Here is a 23,032-nt window from a genome sequence, read left to right on the forward strand (position 1 = left end):
GGGATGGCCCTCGTCCGCGACGGTGAGTGACGACTCACACCCGAGGGCGAGGAAAGGCGAACTTGGCGCCGAAGCGAAGCGCCGAGCTCGCTAGCCCAAGAAAAACGCGGCGCCCAAGGACGCCGCGCTCTTCATGGAGGCGAAGACTACTCGATGATTTCGGTGACGACGCCGGCGCCGACGGTACGCCCACCCTCGCGGATGGCGAACTTCGACCCCTTCTCGCACGCGATCGTCTTACCAAGCGTCACCGTGAAGCTCACGTTGTCGCCAGGCATCACCATCTCCGTGCCCTCGGCCAGCTCCACCGAGCCGGTCACGTCCGTCGTACGGAAGTAGAACTGCGGCTTGTAACCCTTGAAGAAGGGCGTGTGACGACCACCCTCTTCCTTCTTCAGGATGTACACCTCAGCCTTGAAGGTCGTGTGCGGCGTGATCGACCCCGGCTTCGCAAGCACCTGCCCGCGCTCCACGTCCTCACGCTTCACGCCGCGCAGCAGGCAGCCGACGTTGTCGCCAGCCTGGCCCTGGTCGAGCAGCTTGCGGAACATCTCCACGCCCGTGCACGTGGTCTTCTGGGTGTCGCGCAGACCGATGATCTCGATCTCCTCGCCCACCTTCACGATCCCGCGCTCGATGCGACCCGTCACCACCGTGCCGCGACCCGAGATCGTGAACACGTCCTCGATCGGCATCAGGAAGGGCTTGTCCAGGTCGCGCGTCGGCTCCGGGATCCACTCGTCGCACGCCTTGATCAGCTCGAAGATGCACTTCGCGTCGTCGGCTTCCCAGGTGTCCGACTGAAGGGCCTTCAGCGCCGAGCCACGAATGATCGGCGTGTCGTCGCCGGGGTACTCGTACTTGCTCAGCAGCTCCTGGACCTCGACCTCGACGAGCTCGAGCATCTCCTCGTCCTCCTCGTCGAGCTGGTCCACCTTGTTCAGGAAGACCACGATCGCCGGGATTCCGACCTGGCGGCCGAGCAGGATGTGCTCGCGCGTCTGAGGCATCGGGCCGTCGGGCGCCGACACGACCAGGATCGCGCCGTCCATCTGCGCCGCGCCCGTGATCATGTTCTTGATGTAGTCGGCGTGCCCGGGGCAGTCGACGTGCGCGTAGTGGCGGATCTCCGAGTTGTACTCGACGTGCGCCGTCGAGATCGTGATGCCGCGCTCGCGCTCCTCCGGCGCCTTGTCGATGTTCTCGAAGTCGACCTTCTCGGCCCAGCCACGCAGCCCCAACACCTTGGTGATGGCAGCCGTCAGCGTGGTCTTGCCGTGGTCCACGTGACCGATGGTCCCGATGTTCACGTGGGGCTTCTCGCGAACGAATTTTTCTTTGGACATGGCTCTTACTCCGCTTGCTTGGGGCTTGCTGGGGGCGGCGAGGCGCCCGTGGGGGCTGACTTTGGAAAGGTGGAGCCCTTGAGCGGATTCGAACCGCTGACCTCATCCTTACCAAGGATGCGCTCTACCAACTGAGCTACAAGGGCATGACGACGCGTGGGCCGCCTGAGGTTTGCTGTGTACGAAAAAATGGAGCGGGAGACGAGGGTCGAACTCGCGACATTCAGCTTGGAAGGCTGACGCTCTACCAACTGAGCTACTCCCGCGGGTCGATGGATGGGGAAGGATTCGAACCTTCGAAGCGTAAACGCGGCGGATTTACAGTCCGCTCCCTTTGGCCGACTCGGGCACCCATCCGTATGTAGCGGTAGCGCTGCTTGCTCTTGAGCTGCTCGACTGTTTGGACTGAGAGCTGGCGGTGGGAGTCGAACCCGCAACCGCCTGATTACAAATCAGGTGCTCTGCCAGTTGAGCTACGCCAGCGTGCTGTTTGAGAAAGCTCCTGATCTCCCTGGCCAAGAGGCCGAAGTGGAGGCGGTGTATAGCGTCCGTTCTGACAGGGGTCAAGACGAGCTGTGGGCCACTGGGGAGGGTCTCCAGCGAGGAAAAACTCACTGTTTTCTCGGGCCCTCGGCTCTCTCGCGGATTTTGGGCGCTCAGAGCGTGGTCGGCAGGGGCACGAAGAGCTCTCGCTCGATCGCCGGGAGATCTTCTCCGCTGATCGCCAGCTGCTCCCCCGTGCCTCGGGCCGCCCCACCGCCGCGCTGGGGCGCGAGTCGCGGGACGGGACCTTGGCGCTCGTCGCGGCCGAGCATGATCGACTGGAGCGAGGCGAGGCGCTCCTCGCTGCGCGCGATGAAGTCGTTGTCGTAGCCGAGCTTGCGCGCGGTCTCGAGGTTCTTCTCGAACACCCACACGGCCTTCTCGACCACCGGGCGCAGCTGCTCTTCGAGCTCGGCGTAGTAGATCCGGCGCTGACTCTCGTCGAGCCAGTCGGGCATGGGCGCGTACATCACCGAGTCGTAGAACTCCTCGAAGAGCGAGCCCAGCTGATAGCCGGCGGCCGAGACCCAAAACACGTGGCGAGCGCGGATGACCTCGTTGTAGGCCTCGTGGGCGCGCTCCAGCAGCGCGAGCTTGGCCTCGAAGTCCTTGGCCATCTGGGCCTCGGGCAGGCGGATCGGCGACTGACGAAAGCGCACGTGCAGGATCCCGGCCTGGTAGAAGCGCGCCATGGCGACGAAGTAGGTGTCTTGAAAGCGCTCCTCGCCGCTCTCGGTCGCCTCCTTGTAGATCGCGTCGGCCTGGGCGAGGACGGCCTCGGCCGCGTCGAAGCGCTCGAGTTCGAAGAGCGCGTAGCCTTGGCGCGCGAGGGCCTCGACCCGCTCACTGGGCAAGAGGGCCTCGCCCCCGCGTGTGAGCACCTCGGCGAAGGACGCGGCAGATCGCTCCCAAGACGAGATCTCTGCCTCGCAGGCGCCCCGCCGCGAGAGCACCTCCACGGCCTGCGGATCCTCCGGGAAGTTGGCCAAGAAGCCCTCGTAGGCGCGGATCGCCGCCTCGAAGTCGCCGAGCTGCTCGTGGGCGCGGGCGAGGCCGAGATAGGCCTGGCGCGCCCCCTCGGCGCGGGCGTCCTCACCGAGGTAGCGGGCAAAGAGCGCGGCCGCGCGAGCGGGGCGATCTCCATCGAGGGCCTGTTCAGCGGCGGCGAGCCAGGCGGCGGGATCTCCCTGCTCGCCAGCGGCCTCGGTCTGGGCCGGCTGCGGCGAGCGAGCTGCCGAAGGGTTCGCGCCTTCCGGCCCCTCCCCTGCCCCCGCCCCTCCAGTTGTCGCGCAGCCCGCGAGACCAGCCCCCAGGCAGATCCCCAAGGCCGCGGTGAGCGTCGTCTTTACCAGCGAGCGGTGCACCACGGCGGAGGATGACATGGTCGGACCTTCGATGTTCCTGCTTCCTCGTCTATGATCTCCGCGTGCCTGGCGGCCTGCCCCGCTTCTCACGCTCCTTGGAGCTCAGCTCGGGCCTTCGCCTGGCGACGGCGCTCGGCGTCCTCGCGGGCGTGGCCATCGCGGCGGGGGTGTTTGGCGCGCTGCTCTCTCCCAAGCAGGCCGCGAGCCAGGCCGAGCCCGTCGTCCACGGCTGGGTGGGCGGACCGCAGGCCAGCGAATTTCTCGGGGCCGAGGCGCGGCTGGATCGGCGCGTGCGCGAGGCCGAAGAGGCCGCCCTCGCGGCCAGGGCAGCGCTCAGCCGGGCGCGCGACGCCAAGGTCGACACCCTGAGCATCGAGCGCTATGAGCGCAGGCTCGACATGCTCGGGATCTCGCCCGTCGAGCGCCTGCGCCAGATCTACGTGAGCGAGCCCGGCCCGGCCCCAGCCAACGCCGAGGCTGGCGCCGAGACCAACGCGAAGGCTGGAGACGGGGACGAAGAGCATCCCCCACACATCCGCCCGGTCGTCGAGCGCACGCGAGATCTCTGAGGGCTTCGAAACGAAGAGAGGAGACCCCTCGGGGCCTCCTCTTTCGTGATCGTGTGGAGCGCGGACGCCTGGGGCTCAGTCCTCGCTGCCGCCGCCGACCTTGGCGATGCTCTGGCGCGCGGTCAGCCAGGCGCCCTGCATGAGCCTGTCCTTGGTGAGCTCCTCGGACTTCATGACCTTCTCGAGCTCGGCGGCGCACTCGGGGCAGGGCTCGTCGCCGGCGACCGAGGCGGTCAGCCAGGCGATGTTCACCCGCGCCGAGGGATCGCGGGTCTTGAAGGCCTTGGCCAGCTGGACGGCGGCCTCGGTGTCGCCGGGCTCGGAGCGGCGGGCGAAGTTGAAGGCCGCGACCTCGCGCTCGAACCAGTCGCGGGTGGTGTCGGCGAGGACCTTGCCGTAGCAGTCCTTGTCGTCCTTGCACTCCTCGACCACGGCCAGGCCCTTCATCCAGCCGAGCTTCTCGACCTCTTCTTTGACCTTGGGGTCGTTGCCCTCGATGACGGCCTTGACGTCGGCGACATTGTCCGGCGCCGCGGCGATGATCATCCAGCGCGCGGCCTCCCAGCGCAGGGTGTACTTGAGGTCCGAGGCGCCCATGATCTCGGGGTCGTAGTAGCCCTCGCTGACCACGGTCTCGAGGCACTCGAAGGCCTCCGGGGAGGCGATCCGGCCGAGGGCCGAGACCACCACCCAGGTGTCGCCGGGATCGTGGGTCGCGTCGCGGCAGGAGCACAGCGCAGGCACGGCAGACTCGGCGCGCATCTGGCCGAGGGCGTTGGCGGCGACCTGGCGCAGCAGCGCCATCTGGCCGAGCTCGTCCTCGTCCTCGATCTCCTCGGGCTCCTCGCCGCAGTCGCGCTGAGGCATGTAGGCGATCACCGCCTCGGCGGCGGTCTTGGACCCGATCACGCCCAGGGTGCGCACCGCAGTGGCCTGCACGGAGGTCACGTCGGCGCCCTTCTCGACGGCGAGCTTGTTGACCTTCTCGTTCTTGCCCTCGACGGTCTCGAGCAGCTTGGGCACGGCGGGCTCGCCGATGGCCCCCAGCGCACGGACGCCGCGCTCGCCGATCGACTGGGTCCCCGGCGCGTCGGCGACGGCGAACTGCACGGTGATCAGCGCGTCGACGGCCTTGGGATCCCCGATCTGCCCGAGGGCGTCGATCGCCGCCTTGTAGACGGGCTTGGCCTCGCCCATGGTCTCTTCGGGGATCTCGAGCGTCTCGATCAGCACGTCGACGCCCTCGCTGGCCTTGAGCTCACCGAGGGTCTTGGCCATCTCGTAGCGCAGCGCGCCCTCTTGGCCGGCGCCCATGTCCTTGCCGGGGCTCTCGTTGAGCGCCTTGAACTGCTCGGCGATGGGGCCTCCGAGCTCCGTCGCGTTGGCGGCGCGGATGCCCTGGAAGGCGATGATCGCCTGCTTGTGCGCCTCGGCGCTGCCGTCGACGATGATGGCCTTCTTCCAGATCCCAGCGGCCTCGGGCCGCTCTATCTGCAGGGCCATGGTCAGCATCTGCTCGCGGTAGGGTTCGGCGCTGTCCCAGATCTCTTCGAACTTGGGCAGGACCTTCTCGGCGAACTCTTGGCGCCGGGGGTCCTCGGGGTTGGTGACGATGCCCGAGACGATACGCTCGAGCTGCTGGAAGCCCTCGGAGCGGGACTCCTCTTCGTCGAGCTTCTTGACCTGGGTCTCCAGGGCGTTGGGGTCGCCCTTATTGCAGCCCACGGTGGTCGAGACGGAGACCGCGAGCGTAGCGGCGAGGAGGGACTGGAACACGAACTTGCGCATGGACTGACCTCGAGTCGGGTCGGATGGTAACAGCTTTTTTCCGCTTCGGGCGCCATTCAGCGTCGGTCGGCCCGAGTTCACAAACGTTGGTGAACACTCATCTGCACTCACCGGCGAGTCGGCCCTAGGAGCCCGTGGTGAAACCCACCACGGGCTCCTAGGCCATGAAAAAACCCGCAACCGACGAGGCCGGTTGCGGGTTTTTTCAGCGAGCCGCGGCTCAGTCCTTGCCGCGACGACCGGCCTTGCGCCGGCCTCGAGCGGGCATGCGCGCGGACTTCTTGGCCCGGCGGCGACGAGCGTTGCCCTCGTCCTCCTCCTCGGGCGGCGCCTCACCCTTGCGCAGGGCGGCGTGCTTGATGACCACGGTCACGTCGTCCTCGTCGGCGCTGCGACGCTGCGGCGCCGCGGCGCGTGCCGGTGCGGCGGCCCGGGGAGCGGGCGTCGACGAGGTGCTCGCGGTCGGGCGCGCCGGCGGGGTGCGACGGGCCTCGAGGCTGCCGCTGACCGCACGTCCGCGCGTGCGCGTGGAGGAGCCGGAGATGGCACCTCGGGGCACGGTGGCCGTGGCCCGGGTCCGCGAGGGCGCGGGGGCCTGATCGTCGGCGCCCATGGTCACGTCACCGCGGAAGGAGGCCCCGTCGGCGATGATCAAGCGGGGCGCGCGGACGTTGCCCACGAGCTTGGCGCCCTTGTTGAGGGTGATGCTGTTGCTGGCCGTGACGTCGCCGATCACGATGCCCGAGACGACCACGTCGCGGGCTTCGACCTCGGCGAGCACGACACCCTCGGGCTCGACGTAGAGCGTCTCGGTCAGGGAGATCGATCCCTCGACCCGGCCCTCGACGCGGAGATCTTCCTCGCCCTCGACGCGACCCCGGACGGCGATCGCCGGACCGACGACGGTCTCCTCGACGCCCTCTTCGGTGCCTGTACGCGGTGTCGCCATCGCGTCAGCCATCCATGTCGACGTTGCCCTTGAACGAGGCTCCGTCAGCAATGAGGATTCGCGGCGCGTGGATGTCGCCGACGACGCGGCAGTCGGCCCGCAGCTCGGCGCGATCGGTGGCGTGGATGTCGCCGGTCACCGAGCCGTGCACGGTGATGGTGGCGGTCTCGACGTTGGCTTCGACGACGCCTTCGCGCTCGACGACGATGTTCTCGCGGAGGCTGATCTGACCCTTGACGGTGCCGAAGATCGTCAGATCCTCTTCGCCAGAGATCTCGCCGTCGATGACGATGGTGCTGCCTATGACAGTGTTGGCCATGGGGGAGGTCTTTGCTGGATTGCGAGGTTGGAGGTTGTTCAGCCGCGGCTGAGGGCCTTGGCGAGGTCTTCGGGGAGGTCGACCTTCATCTCGATGCCGCCGCGGAACTGCGCGCCGTCATTGACGATGACCCGCGGTGCGCGGACGTTACCTTGGACGCGCGCGCCCTGGTGGATCGTGATCGAGCGAGCAGCGACGATGTCGCCGATGACCTCGCCGCGAACCTCGACGCTGTCGACGTCGAGGTTGGCCTCGATGACGCCGGCCTCGGCCACGGTGAGATGACCCGCGAGCGTGATCGCGCCCTCGATGCGGCCCTCGACGACGAGGTCCTCCTCGCCGACGAGCGTGCCGCGAATGAGGATCTGATTGCCGATGACGCAGGGAGCGTCCGGAGCAGTGGGAAGTGCCATTGAAAGCCTCGGTGCCCGACGTTCGAGCCGACGCAGGCTAACCCCGCGCCCCCACAGGGTCAAGGAGAGCCGTACCCCGTGATCGAGGTGTGACAAGGGCTCACCACCCCCTTCTACACCACCTCTCGTATGCCTCGTGAGCTGGGATCCCGCGGGTTCGCGCGAGCCGCTCACGCACCTGGACCGGCCGCTGGGCCGGCTTCGGGCTAGGGTGTAAAAGACCGCCCGGTAACGGCTCGCCCGGCGACCCGTACCAGCCCCGCGACAGGCCTGAAACCTCTCATGCATCACAAGCCTCGCCCGAACTGCACCGGCCTTCGTCTCTCCCAGCTCGGAGCCCGCTCGTGAGCGCCCCGACCTGGCGAGGTGACGCGACCGAGATCGAGAGCAGCGATGAGCTCGTGCGTTGGTTCGAGCGAGCCAAGCGAGCCGACGGCCACCTGATCGGCACCGAGCAGGAGAAGTTCGGGCTCTACCTCGACGACCAGGGCACGCCCGCGCCCGTCCGCTACCGCGAGCACGTGCTCCCGACCCTCGAGGGTCTGCGCGATCGCTTTGGCTGGCGCGAGTCCAGGGACCGCGGCGTCGGTGGTGAGCTCATCGCCCTCGAGCGCGACGGCGCCTCGATCACCTTGGAGCCCGGCGGCCAGTTCGAGCTCAGCGGCGCGCCCCTGCCCACGGTCCACCACACCTGCGCCGAGTTCACGACGCACTACGAAGAGCTGACCGCCGTGGCCGAGCCCATGGGCGTGTCCTGGCTGGCCTGCGGCTTCCACCCCTTTGCGACCCGGGACGAGATCGACCTCATGCCCAAGGGCCGCTACGAGGTGATGCGCGCCTACCTGCCCACGCGCGGCGACATGGCCCTCGACATGATGCTGCGGACCTGCACCGTGCAGGCCAACTTCGACTACAAGGACGAGGCCCAGTGCGGTCGCCGGCTGCGGCTGATGCTCGGGGTCTCCTCGCTGATCACCGCGCTCTTCGCCAACTCGCCCTACCGCGAGGGCGAGGCCGCCGGCGTGCGATCGCTTCGCTCGCAGGTCTGGGAGCACGTCGACCCCGATCGCTGCGGGCTGCTGCCCTTCGTGTTCGAGGGCGCGTTCAGCTGGCAGCGCTACGTCGACTGGGCCCTCGACGTGCCGATGTTCTTCGTCCGCCGCGAGGGCCGCTACAACCCCTATCACGTGCCCTTCAGGCGCTTCTTGGCCGAGGGCTTCCGCGACGGCCAGGGCACCGTGCACCGGGCCACCCAGGCCGACTGGGAGCTGCACCTGAGCACCCTCTTCCCCGAGGTCCGGCTCAAGCCCTTCATCGAGATCCGCGGCGCGGACTCGGTCGGCTCGCGCACCGTCTGCGCCCTGCCGGCCCTGTGCAAGGGCCTGATGTACGACGACGACGCCCGCGACGGCGCCTGGGAGCTCGTCCGCGACCTCGACTTCGCGGCGCGCATGGATCTGTGGCGCCGCGCCCGGACCCACGGCCTGTGCGACCCCGAGGTCCTGGCCAAGTGCAAGGCCCTGCTCGCCCTCGCCCGCGCTGGCCTCGATCGCCTCGACGTCCGCGACAGCAAGGACCGCACCGAGGCCCGCTTCCTCGACGCCCTCGACGCTCAGGTCGAGCGCGGGGCGACCCCGGCCGGAGACGCGCTCGCCACCCTCGGCGAGAACCCTGGGCGCGGCGCCGAGGGGCGCAAGCAGCTGGCTCGCCAGTTCCGCTTCGCTGGCGCCGAGTTCTAGGAGCCACGGGCTCCTAGCTCGACTCGATCTCGACGCGAAGGTCGAGAGGGGCCGCGCGCGCGGGCCCTCTCGCGCCGCTCACTCGTCGAAGCTCATGTCGAATTCGTCGTCGTCTTCGTCGTCGTCCTCGTCTTCGTCCTTCCCCTCCTCGTCATCCCCCTCGGATGACGCCGCGCCGCCAGGAGGAGGCGGCGGCGCGCCTCCGGGGGGCGGCGGCGGAGCGCCTCCGGGCGGACGTGGAGGGTTGGCCTCATCGTCGCTCGCCTCTTCCTCGAGCTCTTCGAACTCCTCGAGATCGAGCTCCTCGAACTCCTCGAGGTCGAGCTCCTCGAACTCCTCCCCCTCGGCCTGCGCGGGCGCCTCGTCCTCGCTGACGGGCGCGTCCTCGCGCAAAGGCGCCTCCGCGGCTTCCTGCTCGGCCGGCGCGTCTTCGACCTCGAGCGCCGGCGGCTCCTCGCTAGCGGCCGACAGGCTCTCCGGCGGCGGCTCCCCGTCTCCGGCCGCCTCCAGGCTCGCAAACTCGTCTTCCATCCCCTCCATCCCCAGCGCGGGCGGCGGCTCCTCGTCTCCGCCTGCCTCCAGGCTCGCAAACTCGTCTTCCATCCCCTCCATCCCCAGCGCGGGCGGCTCTTCTTCGCCAGCCTCCAAGCTCGCCGACGGCTCCTCCATCCCCTCCATCCCGAGCGCGGGCGGTTCTTCTTCGCCGACCTCCAAGCTCGCGGGCGGCTCCTCCATCCCGAGCGCGGGCGGTTCTTCTTCGCCGACCTCCAAGCTCGCGGGCGCGTCTTCCATCCCCAGCGCCGGCGGCTCTTCCATCCCCAGCGCCGGCGGCTCTTCTTCGCCAACCTCCAAGCTCGCCGGCGCGTCTTCCATCCCCAGCGCCGGCGGCTCTTCTTCGCCGACCTCCAAGCTCGCCGGCGCGTCTTCCATCCCCAGCGCCGGCGGCTCTTCTTCGCCAACATCCAAGCTCGCCGACGGCTCTTCCCCGCCGACCTCCAAGCTCGCGGGCGGCTCCTCCATCCCCAGCGCCGGCGGCTCTTCAGCCCTGCCTTCGAAGCTCTCTGGCTCCTCTGCCGCGTCCTCGAGTTCGAGCGTCGGCGGCTGCTCCCGCTCGAGCCCGGCCGGCGCCTCCTCGGCGTCGAGTTCGTCGCTGGCCGCAAAGCCGGCGGTCTCGGTCGCGCCCGATGACGACGAGATGGTCTCTGCGATCAGCTGCTCCGCCTCGGGCGAGCCGAGATCGATGGGCCCCGTGTCGACGGTCTCGAGCTGGGGCTCGGGCTCGCCCTCGGCCAGGCCGGTGTGCTCGGGCGGCGGCGGGAGCTCGTCCGCGCTCGTGGGTTGGGGCATCGAGGGCTCGCGGCGACGCCCCCGTGGCGCGTCTTCGTCTTCACCTTCATCTTCATCGAGCTCGACCCCCACCACCTCGAAGGCCGTCGAGCTCTCGCTGTCCTCGACCATGGTGACCGGGCTGCCCTCCTCGGACGCGGTCAACACCTGTTCAGCGGGCGCAGACAGGGCCGCGAGCGTCTCCGCCGAGACCGAGCTTCCCTCCAGGAGGGCGCGCAGGGGGTCGTCTTCCGCGAGTTCGGTGATCAGCTGTTCTGCCCGCGATCGCGCCCAGGACAGCAGATCCTCGCCTTCCAGGCCTTCACGCTCGAGCAACTCGGCGAGCTCCATGGCGAGAAGATAGCACGGAGATCCGCCCCCCTGCCCGTGCGGACCTGCCTGCCTGCCCACGCGCTCCCGACCTGGAGGCACGTGGGCGCTCGCGGAGACGAGCCGTCGCAGGGCTCAACCCAGGACTCAGGCCAGGCCTCAGGCCAAGGCTCAACCCAGCTGAGCCTGGAGCGAGGCCGGAGCGGCCGCGATCAGCTCGTCCAGGCCAGCGACCTTGGGCCCACCCGCCTGCGCCATATCGGGACGACCACCGCCGCGACCGTCCACGTGGGTGATCAAGGCCGCGGCGAGCTTGCCCGCGTGCACGGTCTTGCCCGCGAGGTCCTTGGTGGCTGCGACCAGCAAGTTGGCCTTGCCGTCGCGCTCACCCGCGAGCACGACCACGCCGGAGCCCATGCGATCCCGCAGGGTGTCGGCGGCCTCGCGCATGATCTTGGGGTCGGCCACGGGCACGCGCCGAGCGATCAGCTTGACCCCGGAGACCTCCACGACCTCGTCGCCCTTGCCCGCCGCGGCCCCGCCGGTGGTCAGCTTGCGCTTGAGCGAGTCGACCTCGCGGCGCTTGTCGGCGAGCTCCTCTTGCAGCTTGCCGAGGCGGACCATGACGTCGGCCTGGTCGCGCGCGTGGAGCTCTGCGCCCACGTCCTCGAGCACCGCGGCGGTGTCCTGAACCCAGCGCAGCGCCCCGAGACCGGTCACGGCCTCGATACGGCGCACGCCCTGGGCGACGCCGCCCTCCGCGATGATCTTGAACAGCCCGATATCGCCCGCTCGGCGCACGTGGGTGCCCCCGCACAGCTCGACGGAGTCGCCGCCGATGGTGACCACGCGGACCTGATCCCCATACTTCTCACCGAACAGGCCGATGGCCCCGGCCTCCTTGGCCTCGGGCAGGCTCATCTGTGCCGTGCCGGAGGGCGCGTTGGCGACGATCATCGCGTTGACCCGCGCCTCGATCTCGCGGGTCTCCTCGCGGGTCAGCGGCCCACCGTGGGAGAAGTCGAAGCGCAGGCGCTCGGGAGCGACCAGCGAGCCCTTTTGGGTCACGTGCTTGCCGAGCTCCGCGCGCAGGGCGTGGTGGAGCAGGTGCGTGGCCGAGTGGTTGCGGCGGATCGCGTCGCGGCGCGCGGCCTCGACCCGCAGGGCGAAGCGGTCCCCGACGCGGATCGCCCCCTGCTCGACGGTAGCCACGTGGACGTGCAGGCCGCCCGTGGGCTTGCGGGTGTCTTCGACGCGCAGACGGGCGTCGCTGCCCGGGCCCTGGTCGGAGTGCGCGAAGCGGATCTCGCCGGTGTCCCCGGCCTGGCCGCCGCTCTCGGCGTAGAAGGGCGTACGGTCGAAGATCAGCTCGACGCGCTGGCCGACGCCGGCCTCCTGGATCTCGACGAGCTCGGCCGCGTCTTCGCCCTCCCCCTCACCCGGCACGACGATGGCCAGCAGCGTGCCCTCGCCCTCGTCGACCTCGTAGCCCAAGAACTCGCTGCCCTTGCCCAGGCGCTTGGCGATCTCGAAGTAGACGTCGCTGACCTTGGCCCCGACGCCGGCGAAGCCCGCGTCGCCCTTGAGGGCCTCGAGGCGCTCGGCCACGGCCGCCTCGTCGAGGCGCAGGTCGTTCTCCTCGGCGATCACCCGGGTGAGGTCCACGGGGAAGCCCGCGCTGGTGTAGAGATCGGCGGCCTCGTCGACGGGGAACTCGCTCGCGCCCTCGTCGAGGCCCTCGATGATCTTGGACACGCGCCGCAGACCGCGGTTGAGGGTCCGGCGGAAGCCCTCCTCCTCGATGCGCACGGCCCCCTCGATGGCCTCGCGGGCCTCGAGCAGCTCGGGGTAGGCGTCGGAGAAGCGCTGCACGACCTCGTCGCAGACCTTGTGGAAGAAGAGCTCGTCGAGGCCGACCAGCGAGCCGTGGCGGATCGCCCGACGCATGATCCGGCGCAGCACGTAGGGGCGGCCGCTCTGCTCGGGGGTCACGCCGTCGGCGATCAGGAAGGCCGCCGCCCGGGCGTGGTCGGCGATCACCCGGAAGCTGGCCTCGTGCTCCCCCTGGTCGCCGGACACGCCGGCGAGGGACTTGGCCCGATCCACGATCGGCCGGAAGAGCGAGGTCTCGTAGTTGCTGCGCGCGCCCTCGAGCACGGCGGCGAGGCGCTCGAGACCCGCGCCCGTGTCCACCGAGGGCGCCGGCAGCCGGTTCATCTCGCCGCTGGCCAGCTTCTCGTACTGCATGAACACGAGGTTCCACAGCTCCATGTAGCGGCGGTCCTCGAAGGCCGGGCCCATCTTCGGCTTGCCGGCGTCGGGCGGGGCCTCGTCGCCCTCGAGGAAGATGTGGATCTCCGAACACGGCCCGCAGGGGCCGGTGTCGCCCATCTGCCAGAAGTTCTCCTTGGCGTCGAAGGCGTAGATGCGCTCGCGAGGGATGATCTCGGCCCACAGATCGAAGGCCTCCTGATCGAAGGGCGCGTCCTCGCCCTCGCCGTTGAACACCGAGACCACCAGGCGCGAAGCCGGGATCTCGAGCACCTCGGTGAGCAGAGTCCACGCCCAGCGGATCGCGTCGGCCTTGAAGTAATCTCCAAAGGAGAAGTTGCCGAGCATCTCGAAGAGCGTGTGGTGGCGCGGCGTGAACCCGACGTTGTCGAGGTCGTTGTGCTTGCCGCCGGCCCGCAGGCAGCGCTGGGCCGAGGTCGCGCGGCTGTAGTCGCGCTTGTCACGGCCAGTGAACACGTCCTTGAACTGGACCATCCCGGCGTTGACGAAGAGCAACGTCGGGTCGTCGAAAGGCACCAGGGGCGAGCTGGGCACCACGGCGTGGCCGCGCTCCTCATAGAAGCGCAGGAAGGTCGAGCGGATCTCGTGGGCGTCGGCGAAGCGAGCCATGGGGGCGAGAGCATAGCGCCGCGCTGCGGCCTTGCCTTCACGCCCAGGACCACGCACGCGGAGCCACGCGTGAGGGATCTCTAGGAGCCCGTGGTGGAACCCAGCCCGGCTCCTCGCGCCGGGATTTTCGCCGAGGGCGCGAAGCCAAAATGCCGCTGTACCGGGCGTACTGCCAGTTTTGGCGACAAAGCCCTCGGCGAAAAGACCAAGCGAGGTGTCGTGTTGGGTTTCACCACGGGCTCCTAGAGCGGCAGCGAGGCAAAGGAGCGCGGGCAGAGGCGCAAACCCCTGCCCGCGAGCGCGAGCCGAGGCTCACGCGGCGCTCGCGAGCAGCGTCGTGCCGCGAGCGCGCCCGATCTGCCGCCCACTCAATCGAGGTCGAAGAACTCGCCGTCCTCGTCGTCGTCGTCGGGCCCGCCGGTGACGCCGCGGAAGGTGAGCTCGAAGTCGGCGGGGTTGGTGCTCGCCGCCAGCGCGACCTCGTAGGTGACCAGCTTGCGCTTGACCAGGGCGATCAGCGACTGGTCGAAGGTGACCATGCCGTAGGGGTTGGCGCCCTCGCGGATCGCGTCCACGAGCTCGTGGGTGCGCATCTGGTCAGAGATCATCTCTTGCACGCGCGGCGTGTTCACGAGGATCTCGACGGCGGGGATCATCCCGCGACCGTCGGCCCGCGGGAGCAGGCGCTGCGACACGATCCCGCGCAGGATCGAGGCCAGCTGGAGACGCACGGCGATCTGCTCCTCGTGGGGGAACATCTGGACAATGCGCGCGATGGTCTCGGTGGCGTCGACGGTGTGCAGGGTCGAGAACACCAGGTGGCCGGTCTCGGCGGCCAGCATCACGGTGCGGATGGTCTCGTGGTCGCGCATCTCGCCGACGAGGATCACGTCGGGGTCCTGGCGCAGGGCCGAGCGCAGCGCGCCCTTGAAGCCCATGGTGTCGAAGCCGACCTCGCGCTGGTTGACGATCGCTCGCTTGTCCTCGAAGACGTACTCGATCGGGTCCTCGATGGTCACGATGTGCGCGGGCCGCTGGGTGTTGACGACCTCGAGCAGGCTGGCCAGCGTCGTCGACTTACCCGAGCCGGTGATGCCCGTGACCAGGACCAGGCCGCGGTGCTCGGTCGACATCTCGCGCACCCGCGGGGGCAGGTTGAGCCGGTCGAAGGCCGGGATCTGCGAGGGGATGATGCGCATGACCATGCCCGTGGTCCCGCGCTGGCGGAACACGTTGACGCGGTAGCGGTAGCCGTCCTCGGTCCCGTAGGCGAGGTCGACCTCGCAGTTCTCCATGAAGATCTGGTGCTGGCGCTGATTCATGATGTTGACCGCGAAGGTCTCGATCACGTCGTTGTTCATCGCCGGCACGTCTTTGAGCGTGCGCAGCTGACCGCGGATGCGGAAGATCGGCGGGCGGCCGACCTTGAGGTGAACATCGGACGCGCCCAGCTTGCGGGCGGCCATCAGCACGCGGTCGAAGATCTCGTTCATGCTTGCCGGCACTTTACCGCCGCGAGCGCGAAGAAGGTAGGGCTTCGACTACACACACGCGCACACGCGCAGGTGCGCGCACGGGAACACGGGCGCAGCGCGCTGCCTCGCCCCGATCTCAGGGGATCGCCAGGCCGCACTGCGAACGAGCCCAGGCCAGGCCGGCCCGCCGCGCATGCTGGGCCTGGGGGCCGTTCCACAGCTCGAGCAGCGAGGCCTCGGCCAGGCTCCCGAGCGCCGGGGCCTCGTAGGCGACCGCGTGCACCCTCCCGTCTGGCTCGACGCAGGCCTGCTCGTAGGCCATGCGGCAGGCGTAGAAGCGCGCCCGGTTGGCGAAGGCGTCGGCCTCGAGGAACTCGCGCAGGGCCGTGCCCGGCTCGGCGCGGCACCAGCAGCCCGCAGGGACGGCGCGGTGATCCACGAGCACCAGGCTCGAGCCGGCGAGTTCGGCCCGCAGGGCGTCCATGCCCGCGGCGAAGCGGGGGTCTCGAGGCTCGAGAAACTCGCGCTTCGCCCGGGGCGTGGCCGGGTAAAATTCTTCGATCTTGAGCCAGTCCACGCCGAGCTCGCGGGCGAGGCGGCCCATGGCCGGGAGCTCGGCGACGGTCTCGATCCCCGCGACCATGGAGATCCCCAGGCGCAGGTCGGCGCCGGTCCGCTCGCGCCAGGCGACGATCGCCCGCAGCTTGGCGAGGATCTCGTCGAGCTTCGCCCCGCGGCGCAGGCCGTCGTTGCTCGCCGCGCTCGCCCCGTCGAGGGATACGGCCAGGCTGTTGATCCCCAGGCCGTGGATGGTCTCCACGGTGGCGAGGTCGAGGCGCATGCCGTTGCTGAGCAGGTGGGCGTCGAAGGGCTGGGCGCCGGGCCCCCGGGCGCGGGCGATGGCGCGCAGCAGCGGGATGAACTGCTTGCTGACCAGAGACTCGCCGCCGTGGGTGAAGCCAAAGTACTCGGCCGTAGCGAAGGCGTCCTCGAGGGCCTCGTGCAGCCACGGCTGCATCGTCCGCGCCCGGCCCTCGCGGGTCTTGATCGGCGCGTGGGTGATGCAGTGATCGCAGCGCAGGTTGCAGGCCTCGGTGACCGTCAGATAGAGGCGCCGGGGCAAGGCCAGGGTGGTCAGCTCGCCGGCGCGAAACGAGGCCTCGGCGCGGGCGGCGTTGGTCGTGCGCAGGGCGTCGAGGACCGCGAGCACGGCCGCGGACGGGCGACGCTCGAGCAGCGCCGCGGCCCACGGCCCGAGGGTCACGCGCCCCGCCTCGGGCGCCAGCTCGACCTCGCCATGGCGCAAGCGCAGCACCGCGTCCGAGGGCGCGTCCTCGCGCAGCGCGACGCTCCGCGGCTCGTCGCTGGCGTTGAGCAGGAGCTCGAAGATCTCGGCGCCGCTGGTGCGCCGCAGGCCCAAGACCCGATCTTCGCCGCCCTCGAGCGTGAAGAACTGCTCGTCGCCCTCGCGCAGCGCCGCGCTTTGCCGGCGCAGGGCCAGCGCCTCGCGGTGGAGCGCGAGGGCCTCGGCGTCCCAGCGCTCGGGGTCCCAGGACAGCTCGCCGCGGTCGGGCCAGACGTCCTCGAAGCCGCGCTCGGGCTCGTCGCTGTGCATGCCGAGTTCGTCGCCGTAGAGCAGCGCCGGCACGCTCGCGCGCAGCAGCACGAGCAGCTGACCGAGCAGCGCCGGCGCGCGCCCGACCAAGGTCCGCAGGCGCGGCTGATCGTGGGTCGCCGTGAACGCCAGGCTCCCCGCGCCGAGGCTATCGCGGCTGGCCCGGCGGCGCGCGAGCAGGCTCGCCGCGCGCCCCGCCCCCTCGGGCTCGCCCCCCTTCCCCTCCCCCCCCTTCCCCTCGCCCCCCCTGGGCAACAGCCACGCGTAGAGCGCCTGCTGGGCCGGGAAATCCGTGGCCGCGTCGAGGGCCGCCGCGGTCCAGCGCTGGAGGTTGTCGGGCACGACCTCGCCAAAGACCACGGCCTGCGGCGCGATCCGAGCCACCGCCTCGCGGACCCGCCGGAGCAGGCCCAGGGGGACGTCGGCGGCCGCGTCGACGCGGAAGCCGTCGACCCCGAAGCGCGCCCAGTGCTCGAACACGCCGACGAGGTAGTCGACGACCCCCGGGTGCTCGCAGCGCAGCGCGGGCTCCTGCCAGGCGCCCTTGGCGTAGCTCAGGTAGCCGGGGTCGAGGCCCTCGTCGAAGGGGTAGCGCTGGATGTGAAACCAGTCCCAGTAGGGCGAGTCGCGGCCGCGCGCGCGCACGTCCGCGAACGCGAAGAAGTCGCGGTGCACGTGGCTCACCGTCACGTCGAGGAGCACGCGCATGCCTCGAGCGTGGGCCGCGTCGAGCAGCCGACGCAGCGCCGCCTCACCGCCGAGCGCCGGGTCGACGCGAAGCATGTCGACGACGTCGTAGCGGTGGGCCGAGCGCGCCTCGAAGATCGGCGTGAGGTGCAGGACCGTGACCCCGAGGGCTTCGAGGTGATCCAGGCCCTCGATCACCCCCTCGAGGTCGCCCCCCGCCCTGCCCTGCTCCCAGGCCATGCGGCGCTGCTCGTCGACGTCGACGCGACCGAAGGGGATGTGGCGCGGGGCCTGTCCCGCGCGCAGCTCGGCCGCGTCGACGGCCTCGACGATCCGCGCCGGCCAGGTCCCGCCGCGGCCGCCAGCGCGGAAGCGATCGACGAGCAGGGTGTAGACCACCGCCTCGCGCCACCAGCTCGGCGCCGGAGCCCGCAGGCGCCGACGATCGACGCGGAAGCCGACGCCCGGGGCGCCGGCCTGACCGCGCACGCGCCCGTCGGCGAGCACGAAGACGTAGTCGAAGAAGCGGGCCGAGGTCGGCAGCCAGGCCTCGAAGATCCGGTGCTCGTCCTCTTCGGCGACGACCCGCATGGCCACGTCGCGCGGGCCCTCGCCCTCGTCCCAGCGCAGCGTGAGCCTGGCGTCGCCCGCCCCCGCGCCCGCCCAGCCGCGTCGCAGCCCCGCGCGCACGCACACCCGCCCGTCCTCGCCCAGCCACAGCGTCGGAGAGGCCGGCGCGTGGAGCAGCGGCTCGGCGCTGCCGCCGACGACCAGCACGCTGTTGCGCTGGCCGTCGACGCTGCGCGTCCGCGGGTTGTCGGCGTCGAGCTGCCAGTCCCCCGCGGGCGTGCGGAACTTGTAGGCGTAGATCCCCGGGCGCAGGCGCAGGGCGAGCTCGGCGTGGTCGCCACGCGGCTGCATCGCCAGCCCCGTGCGCCAGTCCACCACCTCACCAAAGAGCGCCAGCCCGCGCCCGCCGCGGTGGCGAAACACCACCAGCGAGCCGTCCACCTCGTCCAGCGAGGGGCCGCGCTCGACGATCGGCAGGCGCGTGGTCAAGGCAGCGGTCCGCGGTTCAGGACTCGGTGCTGAGCTCGACCCGGTAGTTCTGGCCGTAGTTGTTGTCCCAGTACTCGTACTCGTCGGCGCCGTTGACCACGCCGTGGCGGTAGACGAGGGCGTACTCGATGTGATCGAAGCTCCCGGGGAGCTCGAGCTCGAGCTGCCAGGTCTCGCTGTTGCCCGAGTCGCTGACCCACTGCCACGCGTTGAGCTCGTCCTCGCCGATGCTCAGCTCCTCGACCGTCGACCAGTTGTCCGTGGTGTAGACCAGGCGGATGTCCTTGTCGTAGTCGATGTCGGTGACCGTGGCGACGATGCTGCCGTGGACGCCGGTGTCGTCGATCGACACGTCGGTGGCGTAGCTGCGGCGGATCGCCTGGTGGCCGTTCATGGTGACCACGTGCAGCTCGCCCATGTTGTCGTCGTACCAGGTCGGGCTCTGGCCGGTGCCGTCTTGGTACCAGGCGGTGAAGGCCATCACGGTCTGGTAGCCCGACATGACCACGGGCACGTGCCACTCCTCGTAGCCGTCGGCGTGGGTCGAAAAATAGGAGCCCACGGCGGTGGCCTGGTTGCCGTAGTAGTCGCGGTAGACCACGCCGACGCGCTTGGCGTCGAGGTCCGCCCCGGACTGCGGCTGCACGCGGATCTTGACCCACGCCGTCGTGGTCGTCGTCCCGCCGTAGCAGCCGCGCTCACCGCAGGTCTGGCCGGTGGTCTCGGTGTGCGACCACGACTCGCCGTAGTAGTGGACCTTGCCCTCGTCGCGGGTGCCCTCGTCCTGGGCCCAGTCGCTGCCCTCGTTGATCGACGCCTGGGCGATCGCCGGCCCGAAGATCGCCGCCGCGAGGTTGGTGAGGGTGACGGCGCTGGTCAGGACCAGCGTGCCCTTGACCACGCCCAGGCGCAGCGCCAGCTTGCCGCGCCGGCCGATCTCCGACAGGACCTGCTCGAGGCTCGGCGAGGGGGCGGTGGGGGTGTCGAGCGCGGGCGTGTCTTGTTTGTGTCCTGTGGTCATGGTCGGCTTCCTCGGCCGCCCTGATATCAGGGGCGACCGAGCCGTCGCAAGGACCACGGTGGGCTCCCCCGGGGGCTTGGTTTGGCACCCCATCTCACCTCGGGCTCACCTCGGGCTCACCTCGGGCCCACCTCGGGCCCGGCCCCACCAGGCCCAGACGCCGGCCGAGCAGGCCCGCCCCAGGCGTCGCCTACACCGTGAGCAGCTTGACCTTGAGGTACTTGCCCTCGGGGAAGGCCGCGAGCACGGGGAAGTCCGGGGGCAGGCCACACTCGGCGATCACCCGAGCGCTGCGCCCCGCCGCCTGTGAGCCCTCGCCGATGGCACCGAGGAACTCTTCTTCGGTCAGGGACGCCGCGTTGGCTACCGCCAGGATCTCGCCGCCGGGCTCGACCACGCGGACGATCGCCTCGGCGAGCTGGTTCCAGTGCTCGAGGGCCGAGAAGGTCGAGCCCTTGACCGTGGAGAAGGGCGGCGGATCCACGACCACCAGATCGAAGCTGCGCTCGCGCTGGCGAAAGCGCTCGAGGTGCTTGAACACGTCGCCGGTCAGGGCCTCGCAGGCCTCCGGGTCCATGTTGGAGGCGGCGAGGTTTTGGCGGCAGCGCGCGTGGGAACGCGCCGCGGCGTCGACGTTGGTGACATCGACCGCCCCGCCCCGGACCGCGCGCAGGGCCAGGGCCCCGGTGAAGGAGAACAAGTTGAGCACGCGCTTGCCCTTGGCCACGCGCTCGAGCATGCGCCGACCCTCGCGCAGATCGAGGAACAGGCCGGGGGAGACCGGCGCGGTCACGTCGATCAAGAAGCGCAGCCCGTCCTCTTCGACCTCGAACTCGGGCGGCGCCGCCTTGCCGGCGAGGTGGGCCGCCGGCGGGCGCTTTTGGCTGTCCTCGGCGCTGACCGAGCGCGTGCGGTCCTGGAGGTAGATCCCCCCGGGCGCGAACTCTTGCTCGAGCAGCGGGAGCAGCTGGTCGAGGTAGGCGTCGACGGCCGCAGCGTACTTGTAGACCAGCAAGAACTCGCCGTAGCGATCCACCGCCAGCCCCGGGAAGCCGTCGCCGTCGGCGTGGATCAGCCGCGAAGCCCCAGCGAAGCCCTCGTCGACGTAGCGCTCGCGGTGGGCCTTGGCCGCACGCAGGCGCGCGAGCATGGTGTCCTCGTCCCAGCGAAAGTCGACCTCGTGGCTGACCATGCGCAGGGCCACGGCGCCCTCGGGCTCGAACAGGCCGTAGCCGAGGTGGTTGCCGTCCTCGTCGGCGACGGCCATCAACGCGCCGGGCTCGACGCCATCGAGGGGACGCAGGAGCGCGTCACGGAAGATCCACGGGTGTCCGGCGCGGAGCCAGCGGGCCACGGACTCGCGGACCTTCGCCCCGCGGGATCGCACCGCGGGCTTGAACTGGTCCTTGGTCCTCTTGCCTCGGCGCGGACCTTGGCGGGCGCCCGCGTGACCGCGCTTGGTGTCGCGCCCAGGCTTGGAATCGTGCGCGTTGCGCGAGCTGCGCTTCTTCCCATCAGTCATGGCCGGGGAGGATATCTCAGCGCGGTCCGCAGCGCGATCGTCCATACACCGACGGCCCCGAGATGCGCGCCCGTTGGCGGCGATCCCCCCGCACGTGTACCCTCGCTTGCGAGCGCGACGCGAGCGCGAGATCGGTGTTCGCGCGCTCCCGAGAATCCCCCATGGCCTCCGAACGCATTGGCGAACTCCTGGTCCGCGAGAACCTCATCTCCACCGAACAGCTGCGCGAAGCGCAAAAAGATCAGCGCAGCACAGGAAAGCGCCTGGCCTACAGCCTCACCCGCCTGGGCATCTTGCAGGAGTCGGAGCTCACCGACTTCCTGTCCAAGCAGTACGGCGTCCCCTCGATCACCCTCGACGACTTCGAGATCGACCCCGAGGTCATCGAGCTCGTGCCCCGCGAGGTCGCCAGCAAGCACGTGCTGATCCCGGTCCAGCGCGCGAACAACAGCTTGATCGTGGCGATGGCGGATCCCTCCAACATCTACGCCATCGACGACGTCAAGTTCATGACCAGCCTGCACATCGAGCCGGTGGTCAGCACGGACGCCGCGATCGAGGCCGCGATCGAGCGCTACTACGCGCCGGCCAAGGAGGTCGCCTCCTACCAGGAGGTGCTCGGCGACATCGAGCTCGACGACATCGAGTTCGAGGACAACGACGACGACGACTTCTCGGCCCTCGACAGCCAAAACGAGGCCGAGCAGGCCCCGGTGGTCAAGCTCTGCAACCTGATCTTGGTCAACGCGATCAGCAAGGGCGCGAGCGACATCCACATCGAGCCCTACGAGAAGAGCTACCGCGTCCGCTACCGCATCGACGGCGTGCTCCACCACGAGATGAACCCCCCGCTCAAGCTCAAGAACGCGATCACCTCGCGCTTCAAGATCATGAGCAACCTCGACATCGCCGAGCGCCGCCTGCCCCAGGACGGTCGCATCAAGATCAAGCTGTCCAAGGGCCGCGAGATGGACTTTCGCGTGTCCTGCCTGCCCACGCTCTACGGCGAGAAGATCGTGCTGCGCCTCCTCGACAAGGAGAACCTGCAGCTCGACATGACCAAGCTCGGCTTCGAGACCGAGCCGCTCGGCGACTTCAAGGAGGCCATCCACCGGCCCTACGGCATGTGCCTGGTCACCGGCCCGACCGGCTCGGGTAAGACGACCACGCTCTACTCGGCCCTGTCCGAGCTCAACGACGACGAGGTCAACATCTCCACGGCCGAGGACCCCGTCGAGTTCAACCTCGGCGGCATCAACCAGGTCCAGATGCACGAGGACATCGGCCTCAACTTCGCGGCCGCGCTGCGCTCCTTCCTGCGCCAGGACCCCGACATCATCATGGTCGGCGAGATCCGGGACTTCGAGACCGCCGAGATCGGGGTCAAGGCCGCGCTCACCGGCCACATGGTGCTCTCGACCCTGCACACCAACGACGCGCCGTCCACGGTCAACCGCCTGCTCAACATGGGCGTCGAGCCCTTCTTGGTCACCGCGGCCGTCAACCTGATCGTCGCCCAGCGCCTCGCCCGGCGGATCTGCAAGGACTGCAAGGTCCCGGACACCAGCATCACCCCCGAGGCCCTCATCGAGGCCGGCATGAAGCCCGCCGAGGCCAAGAAGTGCACGCCGATGAAGGGCAAGGGCTGCAAGACCTGCAGCGACTCGGGCTACAAGGGCCGCGTCGCGCTCTACGAGGTCATGGTGCTCAAGGACCCGCTCAAGGACCTCATCCTCCAGGGCGCCTCCACGGGCGAGCTCAAGGCCGAGGCCATCCGCCTGGGCATGAACACCCTGCGGCGCAGCGGCCTCAACAAGATCCACGACGGCATGACCACCCTCGAGGAGGTCCTGCGCGTCACCGCGGCCGACTGAGCGGCCGCCCGAGTTCCCCAAGCTCTCGCAGCGCTCGCTGCTCTCGCAGATGGACCGCCATCGACTGCGCGCATTGGCCCGCGGACGACGGCGGTCTGGGTTGGCGCCCAACCCGCCCGGACAAGTGGCTACTCGAGTGACCGCCGGCTGTCCCGCGCGCCAAGTATCGCCACTCGCCCGCGCCCCCCTACC

15 protein-coding genes and 4 tRNA genes are annotated in these 23,032 nt (G+C 69.8%); 3 read left to right on the top strand and 16 right to left on the bottom strand.

Annotated elements, in window-relative coordinates; genetic code table 11:
• Positions 1-146: 146 nt before the first annotated feature.
• The 6 genes from tuf to G6O69_RS03285 form a co-directional block, all read right to left on the bottom strand.
• Positions 147-1,346 carry an elongation factor Tu gene (gene tuf, locus G6O69_RS03260; RefSeq protein WP_172302068.1) on the bottom strand — a complete coding sequence of 400 codons (1,200 nt, stop codon included), beginning with the start codon at positions 1,344-1,346 and terminating at the stop codon, positions 147-149.
• 70 nt (positions 1,347-1,416) lie between these two features.
• A tRNA-Thr gene (locus G6O69_RS03265) sits at positions 1,417-1,492 on the bottom strand.
• 44 nt (positions 1,493-1,536) lie between these two features.
• Positions 1,537-1,612: transfer RNA gene (locus G6O69_RS03270), tRNA-Gly, on the bottom strand.
• A 7-nt stretch (positions 1,613-1,619) separates the two neighbouring features.
• Positions 1,620-1,703: transfer RNA gene (locus G6O69_RS03275), tRNA-Tyr, on the bottom strand.
• Between the two features lie 53 nt (positions 1,704-1,756).
• Positions 1,757-1,829 (bottom strand) — tRNA-Thr (locus G6O69_RS03280).
• Positions 1,830-2,002: 173 nt separating this feature from the next.
• Positions 2,003-3,271, bottom strand: coding sequence for a tetratricopeptide repeat protein (locus tag G6O69_RS03285; protein ID WP_172302069.1), 1,269 nt, complete (start codon positions 3,269-3,271; stop codon positions 2,003-2,005).
• Between G6O69_RS03285 and G6O69_RS03290 the strand changes: the two genes are divergently transcribed.
• Positions 3,265-3,822 (top strand): hypothetical protein, encoded by a 558-nt coding sequence (locus G6O69_RS03290; protein WP_176396600.1) that lies wholly within the window; start codon positions 3,265-3,267, stop codon positions 3,820-3,822. The two genes, G6O69_RS03285 and G6O69_RS03290, sit on opposite strands and share 7 nt — an antisense overlap.
• A 75-nt stretch (positions 3,823-3,897) precedes the next feature.
• Here the strand turns inward: G6O69_RS03290 and G6O69_RS03295 are convergent, their stop codons facing one another.
• The 4 genes from G6O69_RS03295 to G6O69_RS03310 form a co-directional block, all read right to left on the bottom strand.
• Positions 3,898-5,610 carry a HEAT repeat domain-containing protein gene (locus G6O69_RS03295; RefSeq protein ID WP_172302071.1) on the bottom strand — a complete coding sequence of 571 codons (1,713 nt, stop codon included), beginning with the start codon at positions 5,608-5,610 and terminating at the stop codon, positions 3,898-3,900.
• A 220-nt stretch (positions 5,611-5,830) separates the two neighbouring features.
• Positions 5,831-6,559: a polymer-forming cytoskeletal protein gene (locus G6O69_RS03300; RefSeq protein WP_172302072.1), complete on the bottom strand. Its 729-nt coding sequence runs from the start codon at positions 6,557-6,559 to the stop codon at positions 5,831-5,833.
• A gap of 4 nt (positions 6,560-6,563) precedes the next feature.
• Positions 6,564-6,878 carry a polymer-forming cytoskeletal protein gene (locus tag G6O69_RS03305; RefSeq protein WP_172302073.1) on the bottom strand — a complete coding sequence of 105 codons (315 nt, stop codon included), beginning with the start codon at positions 6,876-6,878 and terminating at the stop codon, positions 6,564-6,566.
• Positions 6,879-6,916: 38 nt separating this feature from the next.
• Positions 6,917-7,291 carry a polymer-forming cytoskeletal protein gene (locus G6O69_RS03310; protein WP_172302074.1) on the bottom strand — a complete coding sequence of 125 codons (375 nt, stop codon included), beginning with the start codon at positions 7,289-7,291 and terminating at the stop codon, positions 6,917-6,919.
• Between the two features lie 344 nt (positions 7,292-7,635).
• On the opposite strand from G6O69_RS03310, the gene G6O69_RS03315 reads away from it, so the two are divergent.
• Entirely contained in the window at positions 7,636-9,030 is a 1,395-nt protein-coding gene (locus G6O69_RS03315; protein ID WP_172302075.1) for a glutamate-cysteine ligase family protein, read from the top strand.
• Positions 9,031-9,108: 78 nt separating this feature from the next.
• On the opposite strand, the gene G6O69_RS03320 is transcribed toward G6O69_RS03315, so the two are convergent.
• From G6O69_RS03320 to G6O69_RS03345, 6 genes are all read right to left on the bottom strand, one after another.
• Positions 9,109-10,707 carry a hypothetical protein gene (locus G6O69_RS03320; protein WP_172302076.1) on the bottom strand — a complete coding sequence of 533 codons (1,599 nt, stop codon included), beginning with the start codon at positions 10,705-10,707 and terminating at the stop codon, positions 9,109-9,111.
• A 150-nt stretch (positions 10,708-10,857) separates the two neighbouring features.
• Complete coding sequence (gene alaS / locus G6O69_RS03325) at positions 10,858-13,587, bottom strand: alanine--tRNA ligase (protein ID WP_172302077.1); 2,730 nt, start codon at positions 13,585-13,587, stop codon at positions 10,858-10,860.
• 368 nt (positions 13,588-13,955) lie between these two features.
• Positions 13,956-15,080, bottom strand: a complete 1,125-nt coding sequence (locus G6O69_RS03330; protein WP_172302078.1) for a type IV pilus twitching motility protein PilT — start codon at positions 15,078-15,080, stop codon at positions 13,956-13,958.
• 118 nt (positions 15,081-15,198) lie between these two features.
• Positions 15,199-18,423 carry an alpha-amylase family glycosyl hydrolase gene (locus G6O69_RS03335; RefSeq protein WP_172302079.1) on the bottom strand — a complete coding sequence of 1,075 codons (3,225 nt, stop codon included), beginning with the start codon at positions 18,421-18,423 and terminating at the stop codon, positions 15,199-15,201.
• Between the two features lie 16 nt (positions 18,424-18,439).
• Positions 18,440-19,444 (bottom strand): carbohydrate-binding protein, encoded by a 1,005-nt coding sequence (locus G6O69_RS03340; protein WP_172302080.1) that lies wholly within the window; start codon positions 19,442-19,444, stop codon positions 18,440-18,442.
• A gap of 190 nt (positions 19,445-19,634) precedes the next feature.
• Positions 19,635-20,966, bottom strand: a complete 1,332-nt coding sequence (locus G6O69_RS03345) for a class I SAM-dependent rRNA methyltransferase (RefSeq protein ID WP_172302081.1) — start codon at positions 20,964-20,966, stop codon at positions 19,635-19,637.
• Between the two features lie 161 nt (positions 20,967-21,127).
• On the opposite strand from G6O69_RS03345, the gene pilB reads away from it, so the two are divergent.
• Positions 21,128-22,840, top strand: coding sequence for a type IV-A pilus assembly ATPase PilB (gene pilB, locus G6O69_RS03350; RefSeq protein ID WP_172302082.1), 1,713 nt, complete (start codon positions 21,128-21,130; stop codon positions 22,838-22,840).
• Positions 22,841-23,032: the final 192 nt, after the last annotated feature.

The organism is Pseudenhygromyxa sp. WMMC2535 (genome assembly GCF_011083025.2).